The organism is Vogesella aquatica (assembly GCF_028548455.1).
GTDB classification, from domain to species: domain Bacteria; phylum Pseudomonadota; class Gammaproteobacteria; order Burkholderiales; family Chromobacteriaceae; genus Vogesella; species Vogesella aquatica.
In genome coordinates this window covers 57,646-80,801 of record NZ_JAQQLF010000019.1, presented here as the reverse complement: position 1 = coordinate 80,801, position 23,156 = coordinate 57,646, and the positions used below count along the sequence as shown (strand labels likewise).

Here is a 23,156-nt window from a genome sequence, read left to right as displayed (position 1 = left end):
TGGCTTGTTTCGTTTGCGTCGTCAGCTGAGGAGGCGAACTATACCCAGACAGACAAAGGGCGTCAACACTTACCTCGCAATAAACTGCAAGTATTTGCTTAAGGTGTTGATTTGCAACGACTACGAAAAGCAAAAAAGTTGGCCGCAAGCGGCCAACCGGGTGAAGTGTACTGCTTGCCAGGCTTAAATGGATTCGAGCATGGCGGGCGTCATCATGGCTTTCAGGCGAATTTGCTCGATGCCATGGCGTTCGCGGTGGTTCAGCCACCAGACGGAGCCTTTTTTCACACTCCACAATAGTGGCTGCTCACTAAGCAGTGTGGCGGCCAAGCGACCAATATAGGGCTGATGACCGACCAGTACGATGGTTTTACCGCACTCCGGCCAGCCTACTGCGGCCAGCACCGCCTCTACCGAGGCATCCGGGTTGAGTGCGGGCAGGATTTCGTAGCTTTTTGCCAGAGAAGCTGCCGTCTGCTGGGAGCGCACCGCTTCGGAAGCGAGCAGGCGGAAATTGTCCGGCAGCTGCTTGTGCAGCCAGTCGGCCATGCGGCGGGCTTGTTGTTGGCCGCGGCGGGTCAGTGCGCGCGCCAGGTCGTCGTTGCCGTCTTCGGCTTCGGCGTGTCGCCACAGAATCAGATCCATGGTGTGTTCCTCGGTGAATGTTGTTGTGTTTATGGTGATGCAGTATATCGATGGCTGATTACAGCAGCAGGTAATGCACCAGGATGGGGGCGAGGATGGCAGTAAACAAGCCGGTCAGCCCCATGGCCAGCCCGGCAAACGCACCGGCAGTTTCCGATAGCTGGAAAACACGTGCCGTGCCGATACCATGCGCCGCGACACCGGTCGCCACGCCCAGCACTACGTCGTCGTGCATGCCCATCAACCGCACCAGTGGTTTGGCAAAGATGGCGCCGATGATACCGGTGACAATCACAAAGGTTGCCGATAGCGCCGGGATCCCGCCGAGCACCTCGGCCACACCCATGGCGATGGGGGTGGTGACCGAGCGTGGTGCCAGCGATAGCAACATGCTGCGCGGCATATCAAACAGTAGCCCGCTACACACCGCCGTTACCACACCGGCCACGCTGCCTGCCACGATCGCCAGCAGAATGGCGAAACCGCTTTTACGCAGCCGCCCCAGATTGTTGTATAGCGGTATGGCCAGCGCCACAGTGACCGGCCCGAGCAGAAACTGGATAAAGCTGGCGCCTTTCATGTACTGCTGGAAATCCATGCCCAGCAACAGCAGTACCGCAATCACCATCACGGCACCAATCAGCACGGTATTGGCCAGGGGGTGGCCGTGATAGCGGCGGCTCAGGGCGAGTGCGGCGCGGTATGCGGCCAACGTTAGCAACAGGCCGGTAAGTGGTGAGCCCTGCACCCAGGCAAGTACACTCATCGCGCCTTCCCCCGAGCCTGCCACCACAGCCCCAGTTGCAACACCAGCGCCGTGATGATGAAGGTAGACAAAGTAGCCACCACCAACACCAGCGGCAGGCTGAGCGGGTGTGCCGACAGCATGGGCCAGAATGCCAGAATGCCGACCCCAGCCGGAATGAAAAGCAGCGACATGTGCGTCATCAGCCGCGGGATATTGTCGCGCAGCGCTGCGGGCACGCCACGGCGGGCGCATAGGGTAAGGAATAGCAGCAGCATGCCCAGCACGGCGCCGGGCACCGGCCAGCCCAGGCTGCGGGCGATGACTTCACCCATAAACTGGTAAGCCAGCAGCCAGATAAAGGTTTCGATCATGGCAATTAGAAGACAAGGTTGGCCGCAAGGGCAGGACAGCACAAAGCACGTTTTGGCATAATGCCGCCCATGGATGAAAAACAACGCTGGTCGGCTACGCTGCCGACATGCAGCCCTCTACTGGCCGCCTGCATAGGCACGCGTGGCTCGCTAACCGAACACCTGATGGCCACCGGCCACCCATTTGCGGTGGACGTGCTGACGCAAGGTAATACCCCCGCGTATGCAGACGAAGCCGAACTGCTGCAGATTAGCGCAAAGCAGCCGGTTTATGCCAGACACGTTCGATTAATGCTAGCTGGTGAACCGGTGGTGATTGCACGCAGCATCACCCTGGATGACTGCCAGGTATGGCGCCCGATACTGGAACGCGGCAGCCGCTCGCTGGGACTGACGCTGTTTGGCGGCCTGCCCGGCCTGGGGCGCGAAGCGCTGCAGTTCCTGCAAAGCGATCACCCGCACCCGCTGTATGCCCTGGCCAGCGTACACGATACCCACCATGCCCCCCAGCTGACCGCACGGCGCTGCCGTTTTACCCTGGCCAATTCCCCGCTGCTGGTGAGCGAGGTGTTTTTGCCGGCCCTGGAGAATTACCTGCGATGAACACCGCCCTGCTGCGCGAGCGCGCAACGGTCTATGGCCAACTGATGCGCGTAGACAAACCCATCGGCACCCTGCTGCTGCTGTGGCCCACACTATGGGGCCTGTGGCTGGCCGCCAAAGGCCGGCCAGACTGGCTGGTACTACTGGTTTTTGTGCTGGGTACCTTTCTGATGCGCTCCGCCGGCTGTGTGATTAACGATTACGCCGACCGCCATTTTGATGCCCACGTGGCACGTACCGCGCAGCGCCCGTTTGCTCGCGGTGCGGTCACCGGAAAAGAAGCACTGCTGTTGGCTGCAGGCCTGGCACTGCTGAGCCTGCTGCTGGTGCTGCCGATGAACAGCCTGACGCTGCTGATGAGCGTGCCGGCGGTATTGCTGGCGGCCACCTACCCGTACACCAAGCGCTTCTTTCCGCTGCCGCAAGCCTATCTGGGGCTGGCCTTTTCTTTTGGTATCCCCATGGCCTACGCCGCTCAAACCGGGCGCGTAGACAGCACCGCCTGGTGGCTGCTGGCGGCCAACCTGTTCTGGACAGTAGCCTACGACACCGCCTACGCCATGGCCGACAAACCGGATGACCTGAAGATCGGCATCAAGACCTCGGCCATTACTTTTGGTGATTACGATGTCGCCGCCATCATGCTGTGCCATGGCGTGTTCATGGCGCTGATGCTGGGCCTGGGCTGGCAGCTGGGGCTGGGCTGGCCCTACTTTACCGGGCTGGCGATCTCGGCCGTGCTAATCGGCAAACAGTATCTGGAGATCCGCACCCGTGACCGTGCCCTGTGTTTCAAGGCTTTTCTGGACAACAACCGCGTAGGTGCCGTGATGTTCGCCAGCTTGCTACTGGAATACGGGCTGTACCTGCACTAAACACCACAGCCTCACGCTGAAAAATTTCAATAACATTACCTGGAAATTTCAGCCCGATGCACCAAACTCCGGATATTTACTACCGGAGTTTTTCATGCCCGCTTTTGCCGATATTCTGCCCACCCTCCCCACTATCGACCACATCAATGCACTGAGCCTGCACAGCCCTGGCGGCGAACAAGTGGCTTTGCTGGAAAACAAGCCCGGCTCGGCCGGCTCGGTACGCCTGTACCACGCGCTGTGGCAACAGCACGGCTGTATCAACCATGCCGCCGCCCTGCAGGGCCTGGCGCTGTACGCAGAACATACCGCCGACGCACTGGCTTTTCCCGGCAAGCACCCCAATATCGACCGCCTGCTGGCCATCGGCCATGACGATGTTCTGAACGTGCAGCTGATTCTGGCCTGATACCCTCGCCGCAATACAAAACACCCCGCCGTAGCGGGGTGTTTGTTTTACTAGATAGACAGGTTGGCCGCAGCCTGCGGCCAACTAGCAGGCTAGACGTCCTGCCCTTCCACGATACCGTCGTGGCTGGCCGACTTGCCTGGCAGTATCAGGTTGAGAATCAGCGCCAGCACCGAGCACAAGCCCACGCCCACCAGGCCGAAGGAACCGAACTTCAGCTCCAGCCCACCGATACCGGCGGTGAGTACCACCGAGATGATCACCAAGTTGCGCGGCTCCATCAGGTCGACTTTGGCTTCGATCAGCGTTTTCAGGCCGATGGAAGCAATGGTACCGAACAGCAGTACCATGATGCCGCCCATCACCGGCATCGGGATGGACTGCAGCAGCGCATTGAACTTGCCAAAGAACGCCATGGCGATGGCAAAGACCGCCGCCCAGGTCATCACCACCGGGTTGAAGTTGCGGGTAATCATCACCGCGCCGGTAACTTCAGCGTAGGTTGTCACCGGCGGGCCGCCGATCAGGCCGGCCACGCACACGCCCAGGCCGTCACCCGCCAGCGTGCGGTGCAGGCCAGGGGTCTTGGTGTAGTCCTTGCCGGTCACACCACCAATGGCCATTACGCCACCGATATGTTCGATGGCCGGGGCAATCGCCACCGGCAGCATGAACAGCGCCGCAGCCCAGTTCACTTCCGGGCTATGGAACACAGGCGCGGCAAACCACGGTGCATTGGCCACCTTGGCAAAATCCACCACACCCATGAAGGCTGCCGCGATATAGCCCACGGTAACGCCAGCCAGAATCGGCACCAGCTTGAACATGCCGCGGGCGTAGATCGACACCGCAATGGTGGTCGCCAGCGAGATGGCCGCCAGCAGCAGCGAGGTTTCATACGGCATGATCTGTTGGCCGCCAGCACGGCCCATGGCCATATTGGACGCCGCACCGGCTACCGACAGGCCGATGATCATGATCACCGGGCCGATTACCACCGGCGGCAGCAGCTTGTTCACCAGCGCCATGCCGCGCCATTTCACGATGGCAGCAAACACGAAGTACATGAAGCCGGCAAAGAACAGGCCAAACATGGTGGCGCCCTGCCCCCAGGTTTGTATCGAGTAAATGATGGGGCCGATAAAAGCAAAGGAAGAGCCCAGGAAGATGGGCACCTGGCGGCCGGTGCACAGCTGGAACAGCAAGGTGCCAAGGCCGGCGCCCAGCAGCGCCATGGCGGGGTTCAGGCCGGTCAGCAGCGGTACCAGCACCAGCGCGCCAAAGGCGACGAACAGGATCTGGGCGCCGGACAGGGCCACTTTCACTTGTTGGAACATAGGTTTTACCTTCTTGTTGTTGAATGCTTTGTGTCTGTGCAGCGTGTATTACACCGTGCAGTACATCACCGCCTGGGCAGTAATGTTGTTATCTACCACCAGCTGCGTACTGTGCTGGCGAAACTGCGCCACCATGGCCTGCACGCACTGGTAAGTGTGGTGGGCCGGCTGCGCCTGATAAGCCATATCCACACCCAGCCGGGCAGCCAGTTTTTTTATCGTGGTCGGTTTGACGCACACATGTTGCTGCGGGTCGCTATAGGCCAGAAACGCGGTGACCAGCGGCCATTTGGCGGCGTTGGCATTCTTGTCGTGGCGGCACAGCAGCAGTACGTCGACAAAATCGTCAAAGCTGGCCGCATCGCAACGCGTCAGCAGCGCGTGCAGGCAGCGTACAAACGGCTCGTGCACATCGCCAAACGCCAGATAGTTGCGAAAGGCAATCTTTTCGAACGTGCTGATCGTGGTACAGTGCCCGACAAACTGCCTGCAGGCTTCGATTACCTCGCCGTAGCGCCGCTGTGCGATGGCTGCGGCCAACGTTGGCTGCGATAGCGCGGTATCAAACAGCGCCATGGCTTGCAGGGTGCTGCGATGCTTTTTGCCTAGCGCCAGCCAGGCCGGGTCTTGCAAGCCGTCGGGAAAGCGCAGCAGAAAGTCCTGCTCGATCTGTGCTACTTGTGCCTTGCTGATACTGCTGCTCATGCTGCCCCCAAGGTTGGCCGCGCCCGCAAAAAAGCCGCTCTTGCAAGCGGCTGTCTGCCAGGAATCAGGCGTGTTTGGTACCGAATATCTTGTCGCCGGCGTCACCCAGGCCCGGGATGATATAGCCGTGCTCGTTCAGGTGGCTGTCCAGCGAAGCGGCCACGATCTGCACGTCCGGGTGGGCATCGTTTACCGCTTTCACGCCTTCCGGTGCCGCTACCATCACCACCGCCTTGATGTGCTTGCAGCCATTGCGCTTGAGCAGGTCGATGGTGGCAATCAGCGAGCCGCCGGTGGCCAGCATCGGGTCGATGATCATGGCGATGCGCTCGTCCAGGTTGCCGACAAACTTCTCGAAGTAGGACACCGGTTCCAGGGTTTCTTCGTTGCGTGCCAGGCCTACCACGCTGATCTTGGCCGACGGTACCAGGTCGAGCACACCGTCCAGCATGCCGATACCGGCGCGCAGGATAGGCACCACGGTGACCTTCTTGCCTTTGATTTGTTGTACTTCGATCGGGCCGCACCAGCCATCGATAGTGACGGTTTCCAGCTCGAAATCACGGGTGGCTTCATACGCCAGCAGGCGGGCCAGCTCTTGGGTCAGCAGGCGGAATTTCATGGTGCTGATATCGCCCTCGCGCAGCAGGCCGAGTTTGTGTTGTACCAGCGGGTGATTAACTACGGTGATGTTCATGCTCTTCCCAAACCTTGGCAAAAAGCGGCTGCCTCAGGCTGGCGCCCGTGCAAACCGCTTTTCTTGATACGGAAAACCGGCCGCCAGGCGGCAGCCGGTTCGCTAAATTGGTATGGGGCGACATTGTACAAGCAAACAGCTGTTTGCAGCCATGCCCTCTATGCAGGGTTTTCCCTGTTTTGTGCGGCCAACTGCGTCAGATCAAACAAGGCCACAGGGGATGCGCCCACACGATGGGCCGGAAAAAGACAAACCCTGCCGCAGGCGCGACAGGGTTCGTGTGGCAAGACAGCTGCACAGGGCAGGCTGCGCTGCGGGCAATCAGGACGCTGCGATGTCTTTCAGCAGTTCCTGCAGCTCGCCGGCCTGGTACATCTCGTACATGATGTCCGAGCCGCCAACGAACTCGCCGTTGACATACAGCTGCGGGATGGTCGGCCAGTTAGCGTAGTCCTTGATGCCTTGGCGTACTTCCGGGTCGGCCAGCACATCGACGGTAACAAACTTCTCAACGCCACAGGCCTTGATGATTTGTACGGCACGGCTGGAAAAACCGCACTGCGGGAAGGTGGCGGAGCCTTTCATGTACAGCACGACCGGGTTTTCGGTCACGGTCTGGCGGATGGTGTCCTGAATCGACATGATCTTCCTTTTGCATTAATGGCCGGGCGATTACCCGACAAATTCAATCGGCTATTCTAGAGCTGCAGGCGCTGCGACTCAAGCCTTGCGCTGCAACACGGCGGCAAAAAAGCCGTCGCTGTTATGCAGATGCGGGCGCAGGCTCAGGTAATCACCGGTATCCAGCGCGATTTTCATCTCGGCCAGCAAGGCGTTGGCCGGCAGCAGTTCGAACTCCGGGTGGCTGGCCAGGAAGGCATTCACGATGTCCTGGTTTTCGGCCGGCAGCAGGCTACAGGTGGCGTATACCAGACGGCCACCCGCACGCACCAGGCGCGAGGCCGATGCCAGAATGGCGGTTTGCTTGGCGTTCAGCTCGGCTACGCTTTCCACGCTCTGGCGGTATTTCAGATCCGGGTTGCGGCGCAGGGTACCCAGGCCGGAGCACGGCGCATCCACCAGCACGCGGTCGGCTTTGCCGGCCAGGCGCTTCACCTTGGTGTCGTTCTCGTGTGCGATCAGCGTGCTGTTCACGTTGGACAGGCCGGAGCGCGCCAGGCGCGGCTTCAGGTTGGCCAGGCGTTTTTCCGAGATATCAAACGCGTACAGGCGGCCACTGGAAGCCATCTGTGCACCCAGCAGCAGGGTTTTGCCACCGGCACCAGCGCAGAAATCCACCACCATTTCACCACGGCGCGCGCCGGTGAGCAGGCCCAGCAGCTGGCTGCCTTCGTCTTGCACTTCGATGGCACCACCGACAAACAGCGGGTGGCGAGCCAGCGCCGGCTTGCCTTTCAGGCGGATGCCGATAGGCGAATACGGGGTAGGCTCGCAGGCAATGCCGGAATCCTGCAGCTGGATCAGCGCGTCGTCACGCTTCATTTTCAGGGTATTCACACGCAGGTCCAGCGGCGCGTAAGACGCCAGACCCTTGCCCAGCGCAATCACGTCGGCTTCTTCCTGCTCGCCCAGCAGGCCGATGACCCAGCCTGGCAGGCCGGAGCGGGCGCTCAGGTCGTCCGGCAGCTCGGCGCCTTTGACCGACGCCAGCCATTCGCGCTCGGTTTCTTTCATGACACCGTCCAGCTCGCGCAGGTTGGTACCACCGATACGCACCAGGGTAGCCAGCGCCAGGCGGCGCGAGTTCACCTGCTTGCCACACAGCGGGCGCAGGGTTTCCAGGTGGCGCAGGCAGGCAAAGGCAGTTTCGGCAATCAGGTGGCGGTCGGTGCCGCCCAGTTTGCTGTGCTGGCGGAAATGCGCGGTGAGCACGGCGTCGGCCGGGCGGTCAAAGCGCAGCATGGCAAACAGCACCTGTTCCAGGTGGTTGAATTGGCTAACGTTTACTTTCATTTTGTTGTCTCGGTTGTCGTGGCGGCTGTTTCCACACAGTGTCGCCATCTAGTTCAATCAGATTCGCACGCAGCTCGATACGCTTGTCTTTGTCTGCGCGCAGGATACGTACCGGAATATTGGCGAAGTCCGGGGCCAGCCAGAACTCTGTCAGCTCCCCCTCGTCCCGCACCCGGACCACTACGGCACGGATAGCACCTGCCCCCGTGTCAAAGTCGGTTTCCCCTTCCGGCCGCAGCGCCATGCGGTAAACCTTTTTACCCGTTGTGATCTGGATAGGCGCGTCGCTCAGTTTCTTGCCGTGCAGCGCCAGCTGCACCCCCAGGCTGAGCCAGTCCTGGGCACCGCGTTGCAGCGGCTCGGTCTTGTGTTCCTTGTCGCCATAAGCCAGCGTGGCGGCGGCCCAGTCAAAGCGGGCGTACTCGCGTGGCTCGCCGTTGCGCGTGGCCTTGAAATTTTCCGGCCTCAACCCCTGCGGCGTGATGCTGCCCACGGTTTCGTAACGCAGCTTGGGGCCCACCACCGGCGTGACATCGGTGATCAAACTATAGTTGCCGCCGTTGCGTTGCCAACGCATCTCGCCACTGCCCAGCAAGACACCAGACAGATATAAGCCATACTGCATGCGCGCCGCAGCCGGGAAGCGGGTAATGCGCTCGTCGGGCTTCACCACTTTTTCGTTGTCCGCATCGGCCTTGTCAGCCGGCTTGCTGGCCACTTCAGCCAGCGGTGCACTGGCGGCAGGCTTGGCCACGTTGGCCGCTTTGGCCATGGGTACGCTAGCCTCTGCCTGCGCTACCTGCTGCTCTGGCACTGGCGGCACGGCGGCTACGGCACTGGCGGCGTGCCGTGGCTTGGTCTTGGCCGGGCTGGCCGCTGCTTTCTTGTGCTTCGGCTTGGGCTTGTCGGCCACCGGCTGCGACGCCTCGCCACGCGGCACACCCAGCGTACCGGGGATGCGGGGGGCGCTCAATGCAGGCGGCTTGGGTATATCCAGCTGCATGTCTTGCAGCGTGGCGCTGAGCTGGCGTAGCGCCGGGTCTTCCGGCATATCGATGCTATCAAACGACACCAGCCCGCTGCCCAGCGCCAGAATATGCGCCAGCAGGGACAGGATAAAGGCCACCGCCATCAGGCTGGCAGCCGGTTTACGCCAGCGCGTCAACGCGGCGCCGGCACCATCAGGCTGGCGTCGGCCTGGCTGGCGGCCACGCCGCTGACACGGCTGCCGTTTACTTGCAGCTCGCCGGCCACAAACTGGCGCACGGCTTGCGGGTACAGCTGGTGCTCCAGCGCCAGCACACGGTTAGCCAGCGCCGCCTCGGTATCGTCATCCAGCACCGGTACCACGCCCTGCGCCACGATCGGGCCATGATCCAGCTCGGCAGTAACGAAATGCACGGTGCAGCCGGCCACTTTGCAGCCCATGTCGATAGCACGCTGGTGGGTATGCAGGCCAGGGAACGACGGCAGCAGCGAGGGGTGGATATTCAGCATGCGGCCTTCGTAGCGGGCGGTAAACGCGGGCGTCAGGATACGCATGAAGCCGGCCAGCACCACCAGATCGGGGGCGAAAGCGTCGATTTCACTGGCCAGGCGCTCGTCAAACGCTTCACGGCTGGCAAACTGCTTGTGGTCCAGGCCCACGGTGGCAATGCCACGCTCGGCGGCCCAGGCCAGGCCGGCAGCATCGGGGCGGTTGGCAATTACCGCGGCAATACGCGCGCCGGCGATCTGCGCATCGACAATGGCTTGCATATTGGAGCCACGGCCGGAAATCAGGATGACGATGTTTTTCATGTCGGCAGTCAAAAACGGTTGTGCAACAGCAGAAAGGTTGGCCGCAAACAGAAACGCCGCCAGCACTGCCGGCGGCGCCTTGCGTCAGCCAGACAGGGCTCAGGCTACCTGGGTCTGGTGCTCGTCGCCGTTACGGGCACGGATCACGCCGATGCGCGATACGGTTTCGCCCTGCTCGGCCAGGAACGCCGCTGCCGCGTCAGCATCCGCAGCATCCACGATCACCACCATGCCGATGCCACAGTTGAAGGTGCGGTACATTTCCTGCGCATCCACATTGCCTTCGGCCTGCAGCCACTGGAACAGCTTGGGCATGGCCCAGCTGCCAGCGTCGATCTGCGCCACGGTGTTGGCCGGCAGCACGCGCGGGGTGTTTTCGGTAATGCCGCCACCGGTGATGTGCGCCATGCCTTTTACCGTCAGCTTCTCCATCAGCGCCAGAAGGGGCTTCACGTAGATGCGGGTCGGGGCAATAACGGCCTCACGCAGGGTTTTGTCGCCGTCAAAGGCAGCATCCAGCTCTGGCTGGGCGCGCTCGATGATCTTGCGCACTAGGCTGTAACCATTGGAGTGCACACCGTTGGATTTCAGGCCCAGTACCACATCGCCCGGCTTGATGTCGCGGCCGGTGATGACCTTGCTCTTTTCAACCACGCCAACGGCAAAGCCGGCCAGGTCGTATTCGCCTACCGGGTACATGCCCGGCATTTCGGCGGTTTCACCACCGATCAGTGCGCAGCCTGCTTGCTCGCAGCCTTCGGCGATGCCCTTGATTACGTCGGTTGCTTGCGGTACATCCAGCTTGCCGCAGGCAAAGTAATCCAGGAAGAACAAAGGTTCGGCGCCTTGTACCAGAATGTCGTTGACACTCATGGCCACCAGGTCGATGCCGACGGTATCATGCTTGTTCCAGTCAAAGGCGAGCTTCAACTTGGTACCGACGCCGTCAGTACCGGAAACCAGTACCGGCTCTTGGTATTTTTTGGAAATTTCCACCAGTGCGCCGAAACCGCCGAGGCCACCGAGGACTTCCGGACGCATGGTGCGTTTGGCAAACGGCTTGATGTTTTCGACGAGCGCGTCGCCGGCATCGATATCGACGCCGGCATCACGGTAACTGAGGGACGTGGTGTTCAAGGTAAACTCGCTTTCTGCTAACGTGATCGTTTTGCTGCTTTGAGCGCCCTGGGCTCTTGGCCCAAAGCGGCTGTATTTTAACTGAAAAGACAATGGAACGCTCCCGCTCTGTTTATCTTCCGTGGTTGATTATCGCTATCGCACTGGCAGCCTTGCTATGGTTGGCTGGCAGGCTGGCCGGCGTACTGGCGCCTTTTGTCACCGCGGCGATTCTGGCTTACATCCTGGACCCGGCCGTAGACCGGCTGCAGGAAAAAGGCCTGTCGCGCACCGGTTCGCTGCTGCTGGTGATGGTGGGCGGGTTTATTGCCATACTCGGGCTGATCCTGATCGTGGTGCCCATGCTGGTTTCGCAGGCACAAGCGCTGGCAGCCCGGCTGCCGGTACTGGTGGATTTTGTGCAACACCAGGCACTGCCGCGCATCAACGCCTGGCTGGGCACCAGCCTGAGCATAGACAGTGACAGCTGGCGCAATGTGCTGAGCCAGAACGCCGGCAATGTGCGCCAGACCATTACCCGCGTGGCGCCGCAGCTCACCCATGGCGGCGCACTGCTGCTATCGAGCCTGGCCAACCTCAGCCTGCTGCCCATCCTTTTGTATTACTTCCTGCACGGCTGGGACGATATGGTGGCGCGCATCGCCAGCCTGATACCGCGGCGCTGGGAGGCCGAAGTTGGTCGCATCGCGCGTGAAGTAGACAGCATGCTGGGGCAGTTCCTGCGCGGCCAGCTGTCGGTGATGCTGATCATGGCGGCCATTTATGGCGGCGGCCTGTGGCTGGTGGGGCTGGATTCCGGCCTGGCCATCGGCATTATTGCCGGCCTGCTGGTGTTCATCCCTTATCTGGGCGCCTTCCTGGGCCTGCTGCTGGCGACCCTGGCCGCCGTGCTGCAGTACGACAGCGCCAGCGGCATCCTGATGGTGTGGGGGGTGTTCATGGTGGGGCAAATGCTGGAAAGCTTTCTGGTGACGCCCTATCTGGTGGGCGAGCGCATCGGCCTGTCGCCCATGACCGTGATCTTTGCCCTGATGGCGTTTGGCGAGCTGATGGGCTTTGTCGGCATCCTGCTGGCCCTGCCGCTTTCTGCCATTAGCGTGATTCTGATGCGCCATCTGGTCAGACATTATTTCAATAGTGGCTTTTATCAGCGTAAAATCGACCCCTGACTCTTTTTGACCGCCCCCATGTTGGATCAGCTTGTTCTAGACCTCAGCCCCACCCCGCTCCCCGCCTTCGATAATTTTCTGGCGCAGCGCAACCGCGAAATCATCGCAGCGCTCACCCACGAAGAAGGCGAGCGCTTCGTGTACCTGTGGGGCGAGCCGGGGTGCGGTAAAACCCACCTGCTGCAGGCCTGGATCGCCCACGCCGAGCGCATGGGCCGCGCCTCCATCTACCTGGACGCCCAGCACGAACAACTACCCGACTTTGCGCGCGAGGCCAGCTTCATCGCCGTCGACCACGTGGACGACCTGCCACCGGACGACCAGATCATGCTGTTCTCCATCTACAACTCGCTGAAGGAAAGCGGTGAAGGCCGCCTGCTGATGGCCGGCCGCCAGCCGCCAATGCAGGCCCCGGTGCGCGACGACCTGCGCACCCGCCTGGGCTGGGGCCTGGTGTTCGAGGTAAAAGCCCTGTCGGACAACGACAAGCTGGCCGCCCTGCGCCACCACGCCGCCAGCCGCCAGCTGGCCATTGGCGACGATGTTTTCCGCTACCTGCTCACCCACTGGCGGCGCGACCTGTCCAGCCTGATTACCATGCTGGATACACTGGACCGCTACTCGCTAGCCATGCGCCGGCCCATCACTGTGCCGCTGGTGAAAAACGTATTGCAAACCGCCAACCCCGGAACCTGACATGAACCTTGCCCTGTTTGACCTCGACAACACCCTGATTGCCGGTGATTCCGACACCGAGTGGCCCAAGTTCCTGATCAAACGCGGCATCCTGGACCCGGAGCACCACGCCCGCCAGAACGACTACTTCTACGAGCAGTACAAAGCCGGCACGCTGGATATCTACGAATTTCTGGACTTCCAGCTGGCGCCGCTGGCGCGCTTCAGCCGCAGCGAACTGGACACCCTGCACGCGCAGTACATGCAGGCGCACATCCTGCCCATCATTCCGCAAAAGGCGCGCGAGCTGGTAGCCGCCCACCAGGCAGCCGGCGACGTGGTGATGATCATCACCGCCACCAACCGCTTCATTACCGCCCCCATCGCCCGCGAGCTGGGCGTGGCGCACCTGATTGCGGTAGAGCTGGAAGAGGACGCAGCCGGCAACTACACCGGCAAACCCACCGGTGTACCCAGCTTCCAGGCCGGCAAGATCACCCGCCTGAACGAATGGTTGGCCGCACGCGGCGAAACGCTGCAAAGCTACGACAAGAGCTATTTCTATAGCGACTCGCGTAACGACCTGCCGCTGATGTCCATCGTGACCCACCCGGTAGCGGTAGACGCCGACGACACGCTGCTGGCGCACGCACGCGAGCAAGGCTGGCCCAGCATCACGCTGCGCGACTAGGCCATGCTGCAGCTCACCACGGCTACCGCCGCTGACCTGCCCGCGCTGTGCCGCCTGGTCAACCTGGCCTACCGCCCCGGCGATGGCCAGGCCGGCTGGACGCACGAGTCGGCACTGATTCGCGGTGCACGCACTAGCGAGGCGCAACTGGCCACCGTGCTGGCTGCGCCCGGACAAGTACTGCTGGGCTGGCAAGCTGGGCAGCTGGTAGCTTGCGTGCACATCGAGCCGGCCAGCGGCTACGGCTATATCGGTATGCTGGCAGTAGACCCTGCCTGTCAGGCCGGCGGCATCGGCAAAACCATGCTGGCGCACGCCGAAGCCACGCTGGCCAGCCACTACCGGCTGCCGCGGGCGCGCATGAGCGTGCTGGCCGGCCGCCCCGAGCTGCGCGCCTACTACCTGCGCCGCGGCTACCTGCCCACCGGCGAACGCCAGGCTTACCCACTGGACGCTGGCGTTGGCCAACCGCGGGACGCCACGCTGGATCTGGAAATGCTGGAAAAACCGCTCGTCGCCTGAACCGGAGCTGCAATGGACAAACTGGACGCTTTTCTTACCCGCGCCGAAGCACTGATGGCCCGCCTGGAGCCGCTGCTACCGCCGGCCATTCCCGAGCCGGACTGGAGCGCACCGGCCTTCCGCTGGTGCCGCGCCGGCCTCAGCGGCTGGCTGGAAGCCATCCACGCGCCGCATACCGTACGCCTGGCCGACCTGACCGACATCGAGCGCCAGAAAGCGCTGATCGTGCGCAATACCGAGCAGTTTCTGGCGGGCCGCCCGGCCAATAACGTACTGCTTACCGGCGCGCGCGGCACCGGCAAGTCGTCGCTGATCAAGGCGCTGCTGGCGCAGTATGCGGCACAGGGGCTGCGTGTCATCGAGGTCGATAAAACCCACCTGCCCGACCTGGGCCAGATCGTGGCGCTGGTGGCCACGCGGCCGGAGCACTTCATCCTGTTCTGCGACGATCTGTCGTTTGAAGAGGGCGAAGACAGCTACAAGGCGCTGAAATCGGCACTGGATGGCGGCCTGGCGCAGCGCGCGGCCAACCTGCTGGTGTACGCCACCTCCAACCGCCGCCACCTGATGCCGGAGCGCGCCAGCGAAAACCGCGAAGGCTGGGTAAAGGATGGCGAAATTCACCCCGGCGAAACCACCGAAGAAAAAGTATCGTTATCCGACCGCTTTGGCCTGTGGCTATCGTTCTACCCCTTCGACCAGCACGCCTACCTGGCGGCAGTGCGCGGCTGGCTGGCCCATTTCAGCCTGCCGCTGGACGCAGAAGCCGAACGCGCCGCGCTGCAATGGAGCCAGCTGCGCGGCAGCCGCTCCGGCCGCGTAGCCTGGCAGTTTGCCTGCGACTGGGCCGGGCGCGAGCCGGCCGAACGCGTAGCCGAAGTCGGCCGCTAACCCTGATACCGGCCGCACTGCGGCCTACCGAGTCAACCATGCCTGAACACAAGCAAACCATTCCCGTGGTCGCCGGTGCGCTGATGCGCCCTGACGGCCAGTTCATGCTGGGCAGCCGCCCGGCCGGCAAACCCTACCCCGGCTACTGGGAATTCCCCGGCGGCAAGGTAGAGGCCGGCGAAACACCGCTGGCCGCGCTGGTTCGCGAGTTCCAGGAAGAAATGGGCATCACCGTTACCCACGCCACACCGTGGCTGCGCCGCGTACACCATTACGAACACGCGTCAGTCGAGCTGCTGTTCTACCGCATCTGGGCGTGGCAAGGCGAACCGCAGCCGCACGAAGGCCAGGCCTTTGCCTGGCAGCAGCCCGGCCATTTGTCGGTAAAACCCATGCTGCCGGCCAACGACCCCATCCTGCGCTCGCTGCAGCTGCCGGACGTACTGAACCTCACCTGCATTGCCGAAACCGGGCGCGATGCGCTGCTGGACAAGCTGGCCCAGCACCAGGACGCGCCGTGGGTCATCGTGCGCGAACCGCAAAAAAACCGCGAACAGTTGGCCGCACTGGTGGGCGAGATCAGCGAAATCATCCACCCGCGTGGCGGCAAGCTCATCGTCAACGCTGACCCGGCCTGGCTGAAAGGCTGGCCAGTGGATGGCGTACAGCTCAATAGCCAGCGTCTGGCCGCTTGCGAGGCGCGCCCGCACTTCGCCTGGGTCGGCGCGTCCTGCCACAGCCGCACCGAGCTGGACCGTGCTGCCGCGCTGGGGCTGGATTACGCGCTGCTGGGCCACGTGCAAGCCACCGCCAGCCACCCCGGCCAGGCAGCGCTGGGCTGGGACGGGCTGGCCGCCTGCCTGGCGCCGGCGGCACCGCTGCCGGTGTTTGCGCTGGGCGGGCTGCGTACGGCCAACCTTGATGCAGCCAGACAAGCAGGCGCGCATGGCGTGGCGCAAATGCGGGGGGCCTGGCAATGAAAAAGCTCAGCCGCCAGCAATGGCTGTTTGTCGGCATTGCCCTGATCTGCTTTGCCGTGCTCAAAGCCGGGCTGATCTACTGGTACCTGCAAAACAAAGGCAGCGAGCTGCAGCGCCAGGACGTGAGCTGCAGCAACCTGCAGCAGGGCTGCACCTTGCCCGATGGCAGTGTGCTGCGCTTTGACCGCACACCACGCCACAGCCAGCCATTCCTGATCAGCCTGAGCAAACAAGGCGGCACTGCACCGGCTGCCGAGTTTTCCATGGAAAAAATGGATATGGGCTTTAACCGCTATCGTTTTATCGATGGCCAGTCACAGTGGCAGGCCAAGGTAACGCTGCCGGTCTGCATCAGCGGCAGCGGCGACTGGCTGCTGGACCTGAAATACAGCGACCACAGCTACCGCGTGCGTTTCAAAAGCCAGTAAGCCCGCACCCAGACCACACCAGACTGCCAGTCAGCCCGCGCTGACTGGCATTTTCTTTGCCAAGCATGCACCGGCACACGGCCTGCCAGCGTAGTGCCTACGCCGACAGGACTCTTCATGCTTTTTTATCAAAAAATAAAGCTGGCACATGGTTTGCTTAACATACCGTGCTCTTTGGAGCGACAGGTGTTGTTTCCCGTTTTTTGGGCTTGGTTTTAATAAACCAAGCATGGAGAGGGAAATATTTTGCACAAATTTGGTGCAAAAGCTTCCCGAATTGGTGCCATGCGCCAATTCGGGGCTTCATTTTCGGATTGATGCGCCACGCCAAGGCGGGGCGCCAGGGTTTGATAGAGGGAGAACCAGAACGGCCAAGCCGTCATCTCAACAAGCCAGGGGTTGGCCGCAGCGATGCGGCCAACCTTTTGCTTTTCTGGCCCCGGCGCCTGCACCAATGCACCACTCAGGGCTGATCCCCCACCAGATAACGCTGGCTCATCTGTTTGAACAACGGCGTACCGGATACACGCAGGCACTCGAACAGCACCATCTCGCGCGTTACCAGCACAGCACCGGCGTCACGCATGCGCTGCAGGCCATAGTCGCGGTCCAGCAGCGAGCGGCTGGATACCGCGTCCGCCACCACAAATACCTGTTTGCCTTCTTGCAGCAGCCCCATCACGGTTTGCAGCACGCATACATGGGTTTCCATGCCGCACACAATGACCTGGCGGCGCGACATCAGGCTATCAGGCAGGCACTGCCCTTCCATGCAGGAAAAATGCAGCTTTTCTACCACCGCCGCCTGCGGGGCCAGTGCCGACAGCAAGGGCAAAGTCTCGCCCAGGCCTTGCGGGTATTGCTCGGAAAACACAACCGGTAGCCCCAGATCGATCGCTACCGCAATCAGCCAGCGGCAGCGCGCCACCATGCCAACAGCGTCCTGCACCGCTGGCACCAGCTTTTCCTGTACATCCACCACCAGCAGCGTGGCATCGTCTTTGTTGATCAGCATGCTTGCTCCTCAAGATGACTTTGCAGCTTAACTGCAGGTCGCAATCGAGGGCAAACCCCTGATGGGCAAGGCTATAAAGTATGGCAACATCAAGCATCCACAAAACCAACACCCCCACGCCACCGGAGAGTGACATGCTGCAAGGTGCCTACCGCGAATTCCATCAACGTATCCTGGAAACCCTGCCTGCGCGGCGGGTGTTTACCGACCCGTTGTCCACGCTGGCCTACGGCACCGACGCTTCCTGTTACCGGCTGATGCCCAAGATCGTGATCAAAAGCGAAAGCGAAGCCGAGGTGCGCACTATTCTGCGCGAGGCGGCCAGCTTGCAGCTGCCGGTGACCTTCCGCGCCGCCGGCACGTCGCTGTCCGGCCAGGCGGTGAGTGATTCCATCCTGGTGGTGGCCAGCCACGGCTGGAAAACCCTGCAGGTGCTGGACGATGGCCTGGCTATCCGCCTGCAGCCGGGCGTAATCGGCGCCGAGGCCAACGCCGCACTGCTGCCGTTCGGCCGCAAGATCGGCCCCGACCCGGCCACCATCAACTCGGCCATGATCGGCGGCATCGTCAACAACAACTCCAGCGGCATGTGCTGCGGCACCGCCGAAAACACCTACCAGACGCTGAAATCGCTGCGCATGGTGCTGGCTGACGGCACGGTGCTCGATACCGGCGACGCGGCCAGCGCGGCCGCCTTCCGCGTAAGCCACGCCGGCCTGCTGGCGCAGCTGGGCGCACTGCGCGCGCGCATTCTGGCCGACGACACGCTGGCCGCGCGCATCCGCCGCAAGTACAAGATGAAGAACACCACCGGCTACAGCCTGAACGCGCTGCTGGATTTTGCCGACCCGGTGGACATGCTGGCGCACCTGATTGTGGGCAGCGAAGGCACGCTGGCCTTTGTGTCCGAGGTGACCTACCACACCGTGGTGGAGCACCCGCACAAGGCCTCGGCCCTGGTGTTCTACCCCGACATCAAGGCCGCCTGCGACGCCATCCAGATTCTGGCGCAGCACAAAGACGTGGTGTCGTCGGCCGAGCTGCTGGACCGCGCCAGCCTGAAGTCGGTAGAAAACAAGGCCGGTGTGCCGGACTTCATCAAAACGCTGGGGCCGGACGCCGCCGCCATCCTGATCGAAACCCGCGCCGCCAGCCCGGAGGCCATTGCGGCCAACGTAGCGGCCATCAGCGGCTTTATTGCGCACATCCGTACCGAAACCGGCATCCGCTTTACCAGCAACGTAGCCGAATACACCCAGTACTGGAACATCCGCAAAGGCATGTTCCCCAGCGTGGGGGCGATGCGCGCCGCCGAAACCACGGTGATCATCGAAGACGTGGCCTTCCCCATCGAGCACCTGGCCGAAGGCACGCTGAAGCTGCAGGCGCTGTTCCGCCAGTTCCACTACGACGAGGCCATCATTTTCGGCCACGCGCTGGAAGGCAACCTGCACTTCGTGTTCACCCCCAATTTCAGCGGCCCGGCCGAGATCGCCCGTTACGAAGCGTTTATCGAAGCGGTGTGCCAACTGGTGGCGGTGGAATACGAAGGCGCGCTGAAAGCAGAACACGGCACCGGCCGCAATATGGCGCCGTTCGTGGAGATGGAATGGGGCCCCGCCGCTTACCGCCTGATGCAGGAAATCAAGGCGCTGTTCGACCCGCAAGGCATCCTGAACCCGGACGTGATCATCACCCACGACAAGCTGCTGCACGTGCGCGACCTGAAGCCGATTCCGGCGGTGGGCCCGCTGATCGACAAGTGTATCGAGTGCGGCTTCTGCGAGGTAATGTGCCCTAGCCGCGCCATTACCCTTACCCCGCGCCAGCGCATTGTGGCCAACCGTGAAATGGCGCTGCTGGAAAAAACCGGCGATAGCGGCCGTCTGGCCGAGATCCGCGCCGCCTACCAGTACGCGGGCGACGAAACCTGTACCACCTGCGGCCTGTGCGAAACTGCCTGTCCGGTGGGAATCAACACCGGCAGCCTCACCAGCCTGATCCGCCAGGCCAGCCTCAGCGACGTGGGCTGGGCGGTAGCAGACACACTGGCCGACAATTTTGCTAGCGCCACGACTGGCGCCAAGCTGGGGCTGAAGGCGCTGGACGTGGTACACGCGGTGGCCGGCGACGGTGCCACCGGCGGCGTGATGCGCGTACTGCGCAAGGTGGGCGGCCGCCATATCCCGCGCTGGAACCGCTACTTCCCGCGCGCCGCTGGCAAGATGAAAACGCTGGGCGTCAACATGCACAGCCCGCGCCAGGTGGTGTACCTGCCATCGTGCCTCACCCGTACCTTCGTGCCCTCGCGCCACATGCCGGACCAGCGCCCGCTGAACGAAGTAGTGGCCTCGGTGCTGGGCAAAGCCGGCTACGGCATTGTCTACCCCGACGGGCTGGCCAATCTGTGCTGTGGTACGCCGTTCAAATCCAAAGGCGCACAGGACGCTGCCGACAAAAAGGTGAGCGAGCTGGAAGCCGCACTGCTGGCCGCCAGCGACAACGGCCGCCTGCCGGTGATTATCGACAACGGCGTGTGCACCGCCGCGCTGCTGGACGGCATCCGCGACCCGCGCCTGCAGGTGATGGACGTCACCCGCTTTGTACACGACGTGGCCGCTGAACACCTGAGCTTCACCCCGCAAAACGAGCAGGTGGCGCTACACGTGGTATGCAGCATGCGCAAGAAAGGCCAGGCCGGCCTGCTCAACGCGCTGGCGCGCCGCTGCGCCACGCAGGTACTGGAGCCCAAGGGCATTACCTGCTGTGGCTTTGCCGGCGACAAGGGCTTCAGCCACCCGGAGCTGAACGAAAGCGCGCTCAGCGGCCTGCGCCTGCAAGTACGCGACTGTGGCAGCGGCTTCTCCACCAGCGCCACCTGCGAGATCGGCCTGTCGGAACACGGCGGCATTCCCTACCAGCACCTGATGGTACTGGTAGACCGCGCCACCCAAGCCAAGCGCTAAACGGCTACGCGCCCGCTTGCGGCCAACCTTGCTGCCCGTGCCGGCTTGCCCGCACGGGCAGTTGCCATTTGGCATGCAGCAATGGCAAGGTAGGACTTCGGGCCCGGCCAACCGCCGCCGCCGCCCATCAACTCCGGGAGCCCCCATGGCTTATATCATCCGTCGCCTGCAGCCCACCGATGCGGCTGCACTGTACCGCCTGCGTCAATCCCCCGGCGTGGTGCGCAATACCCTGCAACAGCCGTTCCAGTCGCTGGCGGCCACCCAGGCCTTTCTCGACAACTACTCGGAAACCAGCCACGCGCTGGTGGCCTGTACCGACGACGGCGAGCTGGTCGGCTGTGGCGGGCTGCACCCGTCCGGCCACAGCCCGCGCCGCCGCCACGCCGCGCTGTTCTTTCTGTTTGTGCGTGACGACTGGCAGGGCAAGGGCGTGGGTAGCGCACTATTGCGGGCGGTGCTGGACTACGCCGACAACTGGCTCGATCTGAAGCGCATCGAGCTGGACGCCGTACACGACAACCACGGCGCCATCGCGCTGTACGAGCGCTTCGGCTTCCGCCACGAAGGCGTCAGCCGCGGCTTCAACCTGCGCGAAGGCGTATACGAGGACGCGGTACTGATGGCACGGCTGCGCTTCCGTGAAGGTGAACTGGGCGCGCCGCGCGGTGAATCGCCGGATCAGGCTGGCGAACGCATGCCTGCCGGCAGCGCCTTCAGCCTGCGCCACGCCGAACCGGGCGACGCCGCCGGCATGGCCGCGCTGATGGCCTACGACAGCACCTACGGCAACACGCTGCAGCTACCCTACCCCAGCCCCGCCATCTGGCAAAAGCGGCTGGCCAAACACGGCGGCACCGTGCTGGTAGCCTGCGACGAGGGCGGTACCATCATCGGCCACTGTGGCGCCTGGGCACCAAGCGACAACCCGCGGGTAGCGCATATCATCGGCGTGGGCATTACCGTGTCGCCTGCGTGGCAAGGCCGTGGCGTGGGCAGTGCACTGCTGTCTGCCATGGTGCAACAGGTACGCGATTACCAGCCCTACCGCCGCATGGAGTTAACCGCCTTTGCCGGCAACACCCCAGCCATTGCGTTGTACCGCAAGCTGGGCTTCCAGCAGGAAGCGCTACTGACCGGCTACGCCTACCAGGCCGGCCAGTACCGCGACTGCGTACAGATGAGTTTGTGGCTGAAATAAAAAAGCCCGGGCATGCTTAACATGTCCGGGCTGTTCAGGGGCGTGGTAGCCTGGCGTGCTAATGCGGCCAACTACCGGCTCCTGATCGGGATACCGTCACTAGACCGCCACCTTGCATACCAGGCTATACACCGCCGGGTGGCCATTCAGGCTGAACATGCCACCCGCCATAATCTGGTTGGTTTCATGCGCGCCAATCATCAGGCTGCCATTCTTGCTATCGGCTGCGGCACCATCCAGCCCCAGGTTCACGGCGGCATACGCCGAATTTGCCCAGAGTGCGCTACCGGCAAACTGCTTGCTTACCTTGCCACTACTGCCATCAGCGGTGATGGTAAATGCCGCATCTACCGTACCGTTCGCTTTCACGGCAACCGTGGCATTACTGATAGCGACAGAGGTAATGGTGCTATCCGTCGATGGCTTGGTTGCATGCGTATCGGCGCAAGACAGCTTGGCTCCCGCCAGGCTCGTGCCGTAAGAGCTGGATGCTGGGTGATAAACCAGATAATGCGCCGCATTGGCGTCGGTCAGGGTCAGGTTTTGGGTGAAACCTACCGTGGCGGTGCCTTTATTCCAGCGACCGACTGCATACCATTGGTCACCGTGCATTTCTTTCACACCGTAGCTGCCAGCCAGCGAATTCGCGGAGAATTTGGTAACGGCACCATTTGCCGTCTGCACAAGATCGGTAGCATTCGCCACCAGGCTGAGCCCCTTGCTGTACATGCCGCCGCGGACACCGTTGGTGTCCAGCAGTTTGCTAACGCTACCGGTAAAATCACCACTGGCGGGTGCTGGTACCGTTGTAGTGGCAGAACTGGTCGGCAACACAGGAGCCGCAGCATCTCCACCACCGCCGCCGCACGCAGCCAGCGCCAGTGGCAAGCCAATGCATGCAATCAGCTTTAGTTGATTTTTCATTGGTGCATACCTCATTTAGTCAAAACGGGTATGCATTTTGTCTTTTTACCAAATGGCATTAAAAATCCAGCCATAGGGATTTACTTAAAATTTAGTGCCTGTATATAGAAACAGCACACTGGAAACTTTAATTTCACTGCAAATTATCGATATCAATAAAAACAAAGCCCCGCAGTGCGGGGCTATTTTTTGACCAACCGGCGCGCTTAGCGTTTGCCGAAATGGTAGGGCGACAGTTTGTAGTACGGGTTCAGCGGATGCCAGCCTGTGAGTGCTTTAGGTTGCGCCGCCAGACGGGCACGTACAGCACCAGCCAGAAAGGCCAGCGCACCACCTACAATGGGCATCAGCAGAAAGTAGACCGCGCACAGCACAATCAGGGTTTCCATGATT

General features: G+C 62.1%; 26 protein-coding genes. 12 read left to right on the top strand and 14 right to left on the bottom strand.

Annotated features, from left to right (window positions below; all coding sequences use genetic code 11):
• Positions 1-183 precede the first annotated feature (183 nt).
• The 3 genes from PQU95_RS14465 to PQU95_RS14455 are packed head-to-tail and all read right to left on the bottom strand — an operon-like array spanning position 184 to position 1,764.
• Complete coding sequence (locus PQU95_RS14465) at positions 184-645, bottom strand: SixA phosphatase family protein (protein WP_272752654.1); 462 nt, start codon at positions 643-645, stop codon at positions 184-186.
• A gap of 58 nt (positions 646-703) precedes the next feature.
• Complete coding sequence (locus PQU95_RS14460) at positions 704-1,411, bottom strand: LrgB family protein (RefSeq protein ID WP_272752653.1); 708 nt, start codon at positions 1,409-1,411, stop codon at positions 704-706.
• Positions 1,408-1,764: a CidA/LrgA family protein gene (locus PQU95_RS14455; protein ID WP_272752652.1), complete on the bottom strand. Its 357-nt coding sequence runs from the start codon at positions 1,762-1,764 to the stop codon at positions 1,408-1,410. The genes PQU95_RS14460 and PQU95_RS14455 overlap by 4 nt, the downstream gene beginning before the upstream one ends.
• A 69-nt stretch (positions 1,765-1,833) precedes the next feature.
• Here PQU95_RS14455 and PQU95_RS14450 point away from each other — a divergent pair, with 69 nt between their 5' ends.
• From PQU95_RS14450 to PQU95_RS14440, 3 genes are all read left to right on the top strand, one after another.
• Complete coding sequence (locus tag PQU95_RS14450) at positions 1,834-2,367, top strand: chorismate--pyruvate lyase family protein (RefSeq protein ID WP_272752651.1); 534 nt, start codon at positions 1,834-1,836, stop codon at positions 2,365-2,367.
• On the top strand, positions 2,364-3,242 hold the full coding sequence (gene ubiA, locus PQU95_RS14445) for a 4-hydroxybenzoate octaprenyltransferase (protein WP_272752650.1): 879 nt from the start codon (positions 2,364-2,366) through the stop codon (positions 3,240-3,242). Before PQU95_RS14450 ends, ubiA begins: the two co-directional genes overlap by 4 nt.
• A gap of 94 nt (positions 3,243-3,336) precedes the next feature.
• Positions 3,337-3,651 (top strand): DUF2322 family protein, encoded by a 315-nt coding sequence (locus PQU95_RS14440; protein ID WP_272752649.1) that lies wholly within the window; start codon positions 3,337-3,339, stop codon positions 3,649-3,651.
• Positions 3,652-3,743: 92 nt separating this feature from the next.
• Here the strand turns inward: PQU95_RS14440 and PQU95_RS14435 are convergent, their stop codons facing one another.
• The 8 genes from PQU95_RS14435 to purM all read right to left on the bottom strand — a co-directional run bounded on the left by PQU95_RS14435 (position 3,744) and on the right by purM (position 11,301).
• Positions 3,744-4,988 carry a uracil-xanthine permease family protein gene (locus PQU95_RS14435; protein WP_272752648.1) on the bottom strand — a complete coding sequence of 415 codons (1,245 nt, stop codon included), beginning with the start codon at positions 4,986-4,988 and terminating at the stop codon, positions 3,744-3,746.
• Between the two features lie 48 nt (positions 4,989-5,036).
• The gene (locus tag PQU95_RS14430) at positions 5,037-5,693 is read right to left on the bottom strand and encodes a hypothetical protein (protein WP_272752647.1); all 657 of its coding nucleotides are present in this window, start codon (positions 5,691-5,693) and stop codon (positions 5,037-5,039) included.
• Positions 5,694-5,757: 64 nt separating this feature from the next.
• Positions 5,758-6,390: a uracil phosphoribosyltransferase gene (gene upp, locus PQU95_RS14425; RefSeq protein ID WP_272752646.1), complete on the bottom strand. Its 633-nt coding sequence runs from the start codon at positions 6,388-6,390 to the stop codon at positions 5,758-5,760.
• Positions 6,391-6,711: 321 nt separating this feature from the next.
• Complete coding sequence (grxD, locus tag PQU95_RS14420) at positions 6,712-7,035, bottom strand: Grx4 family monothiol glutaredoxin (RefSeq protein ID WP_206211521.1); 324 nt, start codon at positions 7,033-7,035, stop codon at positions 6,712-6,714.
• A 75-nt stretch (positions 7,036-7,110) separates the two neighbouring features.
• Complete coding sequence (locus PQU95_RS14415; protein WP_272752645.1) at positions 7,111-8,364, bottom strand: RsmB/NOP family class I SAM-dependent RNA methyltransferase; 1,254 nt, start codon at positions 8,362-8,364, stop codon at positions 7,111-7,113.
• The gene (locus PQU95_RS14410; protein WP_272752644.1) at positions 8,348-9,529 is read right to left on the bottom strand and encodes a DUF3108 domain-containing protein; all 1,182 of its coding nucleotides are present in this window, start codon (positions 9,527-9,529) and stop codon (positions 8,348-8,350) included. Before PQU95_RS14410 ends, PQU95_RS14415 begins: the two co-directional genes overlap by 17 nt.
• Positions 9,526-10,164 carry a phosphoribosylglycinamide formyltransferase gene (purN, locus tag PQU95_RS14405; protein ID WP_272752643.1) on the bottom strand — a complete coding sequence of 213 codons (639 nt, stop codon included), beginning with the start codon at positions 10,162-10,164 and terminating at the stop codon, positions 9,526-9,528. Before purN ends, PQU95_RS14410 begins: the two co-directional genes overlap by 4 nt.
• Positions 10,165-10,263: 99 nt before the next feature.
• Positions 10,264-11,301 (bottom strand): phosphoribosylformylglycinamidine cyclo-ligase, encoded by a 1,038-nt coding sequence (gene purM, locus PQU95_RS14400; protein ID WP_272752642.1) that lies wholly within the window; start codon positions 11,299-11,301, stop codon positions 10,264-10,266.
• A 92-nt stretch (positions 11,302-11,393) separates the two neighbouring features.
• Here purM and PQU95_RS14395 point away from each other — a divergent pair, with 92 nt between their 5' ends.
• From PQU95_RS14395 to PQU95_RS14365, 7 genes are read left to right on the top strand one after another with little or no spacing between them, the layout of a single operon-like run.
• A complete protein-coding gene (locus tag PQU95_RS14395) occupies positions 11,394-12,470 on the top strand; it encodes an AI-2E family transporter (RefSeq protein WP_272752641.1) in 1,077 nt (358 codons plus the stop codon).
• Between the two features lie 18 nt (positions 12,471-12,488).
• Positions 12,489-13,166: a DnaA regulatory inactivator Hda gene (hda, locus tag PQU95_RS14390; RefSeq protein WP_017509990.1), complete on the top strand. Its 678-nt coding sequence runs from the start codon at positions 12,489-12,491 to the stop codon at positions 13,164-13,166.
• A 1-nt stretch (position 13,167) separates the two neighbouring features.
• Positions 13,168-13,836, top strand: a complete 669-nt coding sequence (locus PQU95_RS14385) for a histidinol-phosphatase (RefSeq protein ID WP_272752640.1) — start codon at positions 13,168-13,170, stop codon at positions 13,834-13,836.
• Between the two features lie 3 nt (positions 13,837-13,839).
• Complete coding sequence (locus PQU95_RS14380) at positions 13,840-14,358, top strand: GNAT family N-acetyltransferase (protein ID WP_272752639.1); 519 nt, start codon at positions 13,840-13,842, stop codon at positions 14,356-14,358.
• A gap of 12 nt (positions 14,359-14,370) precedes the next feature.
• Positions 14,371-15,249: an ATP-binding protein gene (locus PQU95_RS14375; RefSeq protein ID WP_272752638.1), complete on the top strand. Its 879-nt coding sequence runs from the start codon at positions 14,371-14,373 to the stop codon at positions 15,247-15,249.
• A gap of 38 nt (positions 15,250-15,287) precedes the next feature.
• On the top strand, positions 15,288-16,229 hold the full coding sequence (locus tag PQU95_RS14370; protein ID WP_272752637.1) for a Nudix family hydrolase: 942 nt from the start codon (positions 15,288-15,290) through the stop codon (positions 16,227-16,229).
• Positions 16,226-16,657 (top strand): hypothetical protein, encoded by a 432-nt coding sequence (locus tag PQU95_RS14365; protein ID WP_272752636.1) that lies wholly within the window; start codon positions 16,226-16,228, stop codon positions 16,655-16,657. Before PQU95_RS14370 ends, PQU95_RS14365 begins: the two co-directional genes overlap by 4 nt.
• Positions 16,658-17,120: 463 nt before the next feature.
• Here PQU95_RS14365 and PQU95_RS14360 read toward each other — a convergent pair whose 3' ends face one another.
• The gene (locus PQU95_RS14360) at positions 17,121-17,672 is read right to left on the bottom strand and encodes a hydrolase (protein WP_272752635.1); all 552 of its coding nucleotides are present in this window, start codon (positions 17,670-17,672) and stop codon (positions 17,121-17,123) included.
• An 80-nt stretch (positions 17,673-17,752) separates the two neighbouring features.
• Between PQU95_RS14360 and PQU95_RS14355 the strand changes: the two genes are divergently transcribed.
• On the top strand, positions 17,753-20,638 hold the full coding sequence (locus PQU95_RS14355) for an FAD-binding and (Fe-S)-binding domain-containing protein (protein ID WP_272752634.1): 2,886 nt from the start codon (positions 17,753-17,755) through the stop codon (positions 20,636-20,638).
• A gap of 145 nt (positions 20,639-20,783) precedes the next feature.
• Positions 20,784-21,839, top strand: a complete 1,056-nt coding sequence (locus PQU95_RS14350; RefSeq protein ID WP_272752633.1) for a GNAT family N-acetyltransferase — start codon at positions 20,784-20,786, stop codon at positions 21,837-21,839.
• Between the two features lie 99 nt (positions 21,840-21,938).
• Here the strand turns inward: PQU95_RS14350 and PQU95_RS14345 are convergent, their stop codons facing one another.
• The gene (locus PQU95_RS14345) at positions 21,939-22,763 is read right to left on the bottom strand and encodes a hypothetical protein (RefSeq protein ID WP_272752632.1); all 825 of its coding nucleotides are present in this window, start codon (positions 22,761-22,763) and stop codon (positions 21,939-21,941) included.
• A gap of 206 nt (positions 22,764-22,969) precedes the next feature.
• Complete coding sequence (locus PQU95_RS14340) at positions 22,970-23,152, bottom strand: hypothetical protein (RefSeq protein WP_017509981.1); 183 nt, start codon at positions 23,150-23,152, stop codon at positions 22,970-22,972.
• Positions 23,153-23,156: the final 4 nt, after the last annotated feature.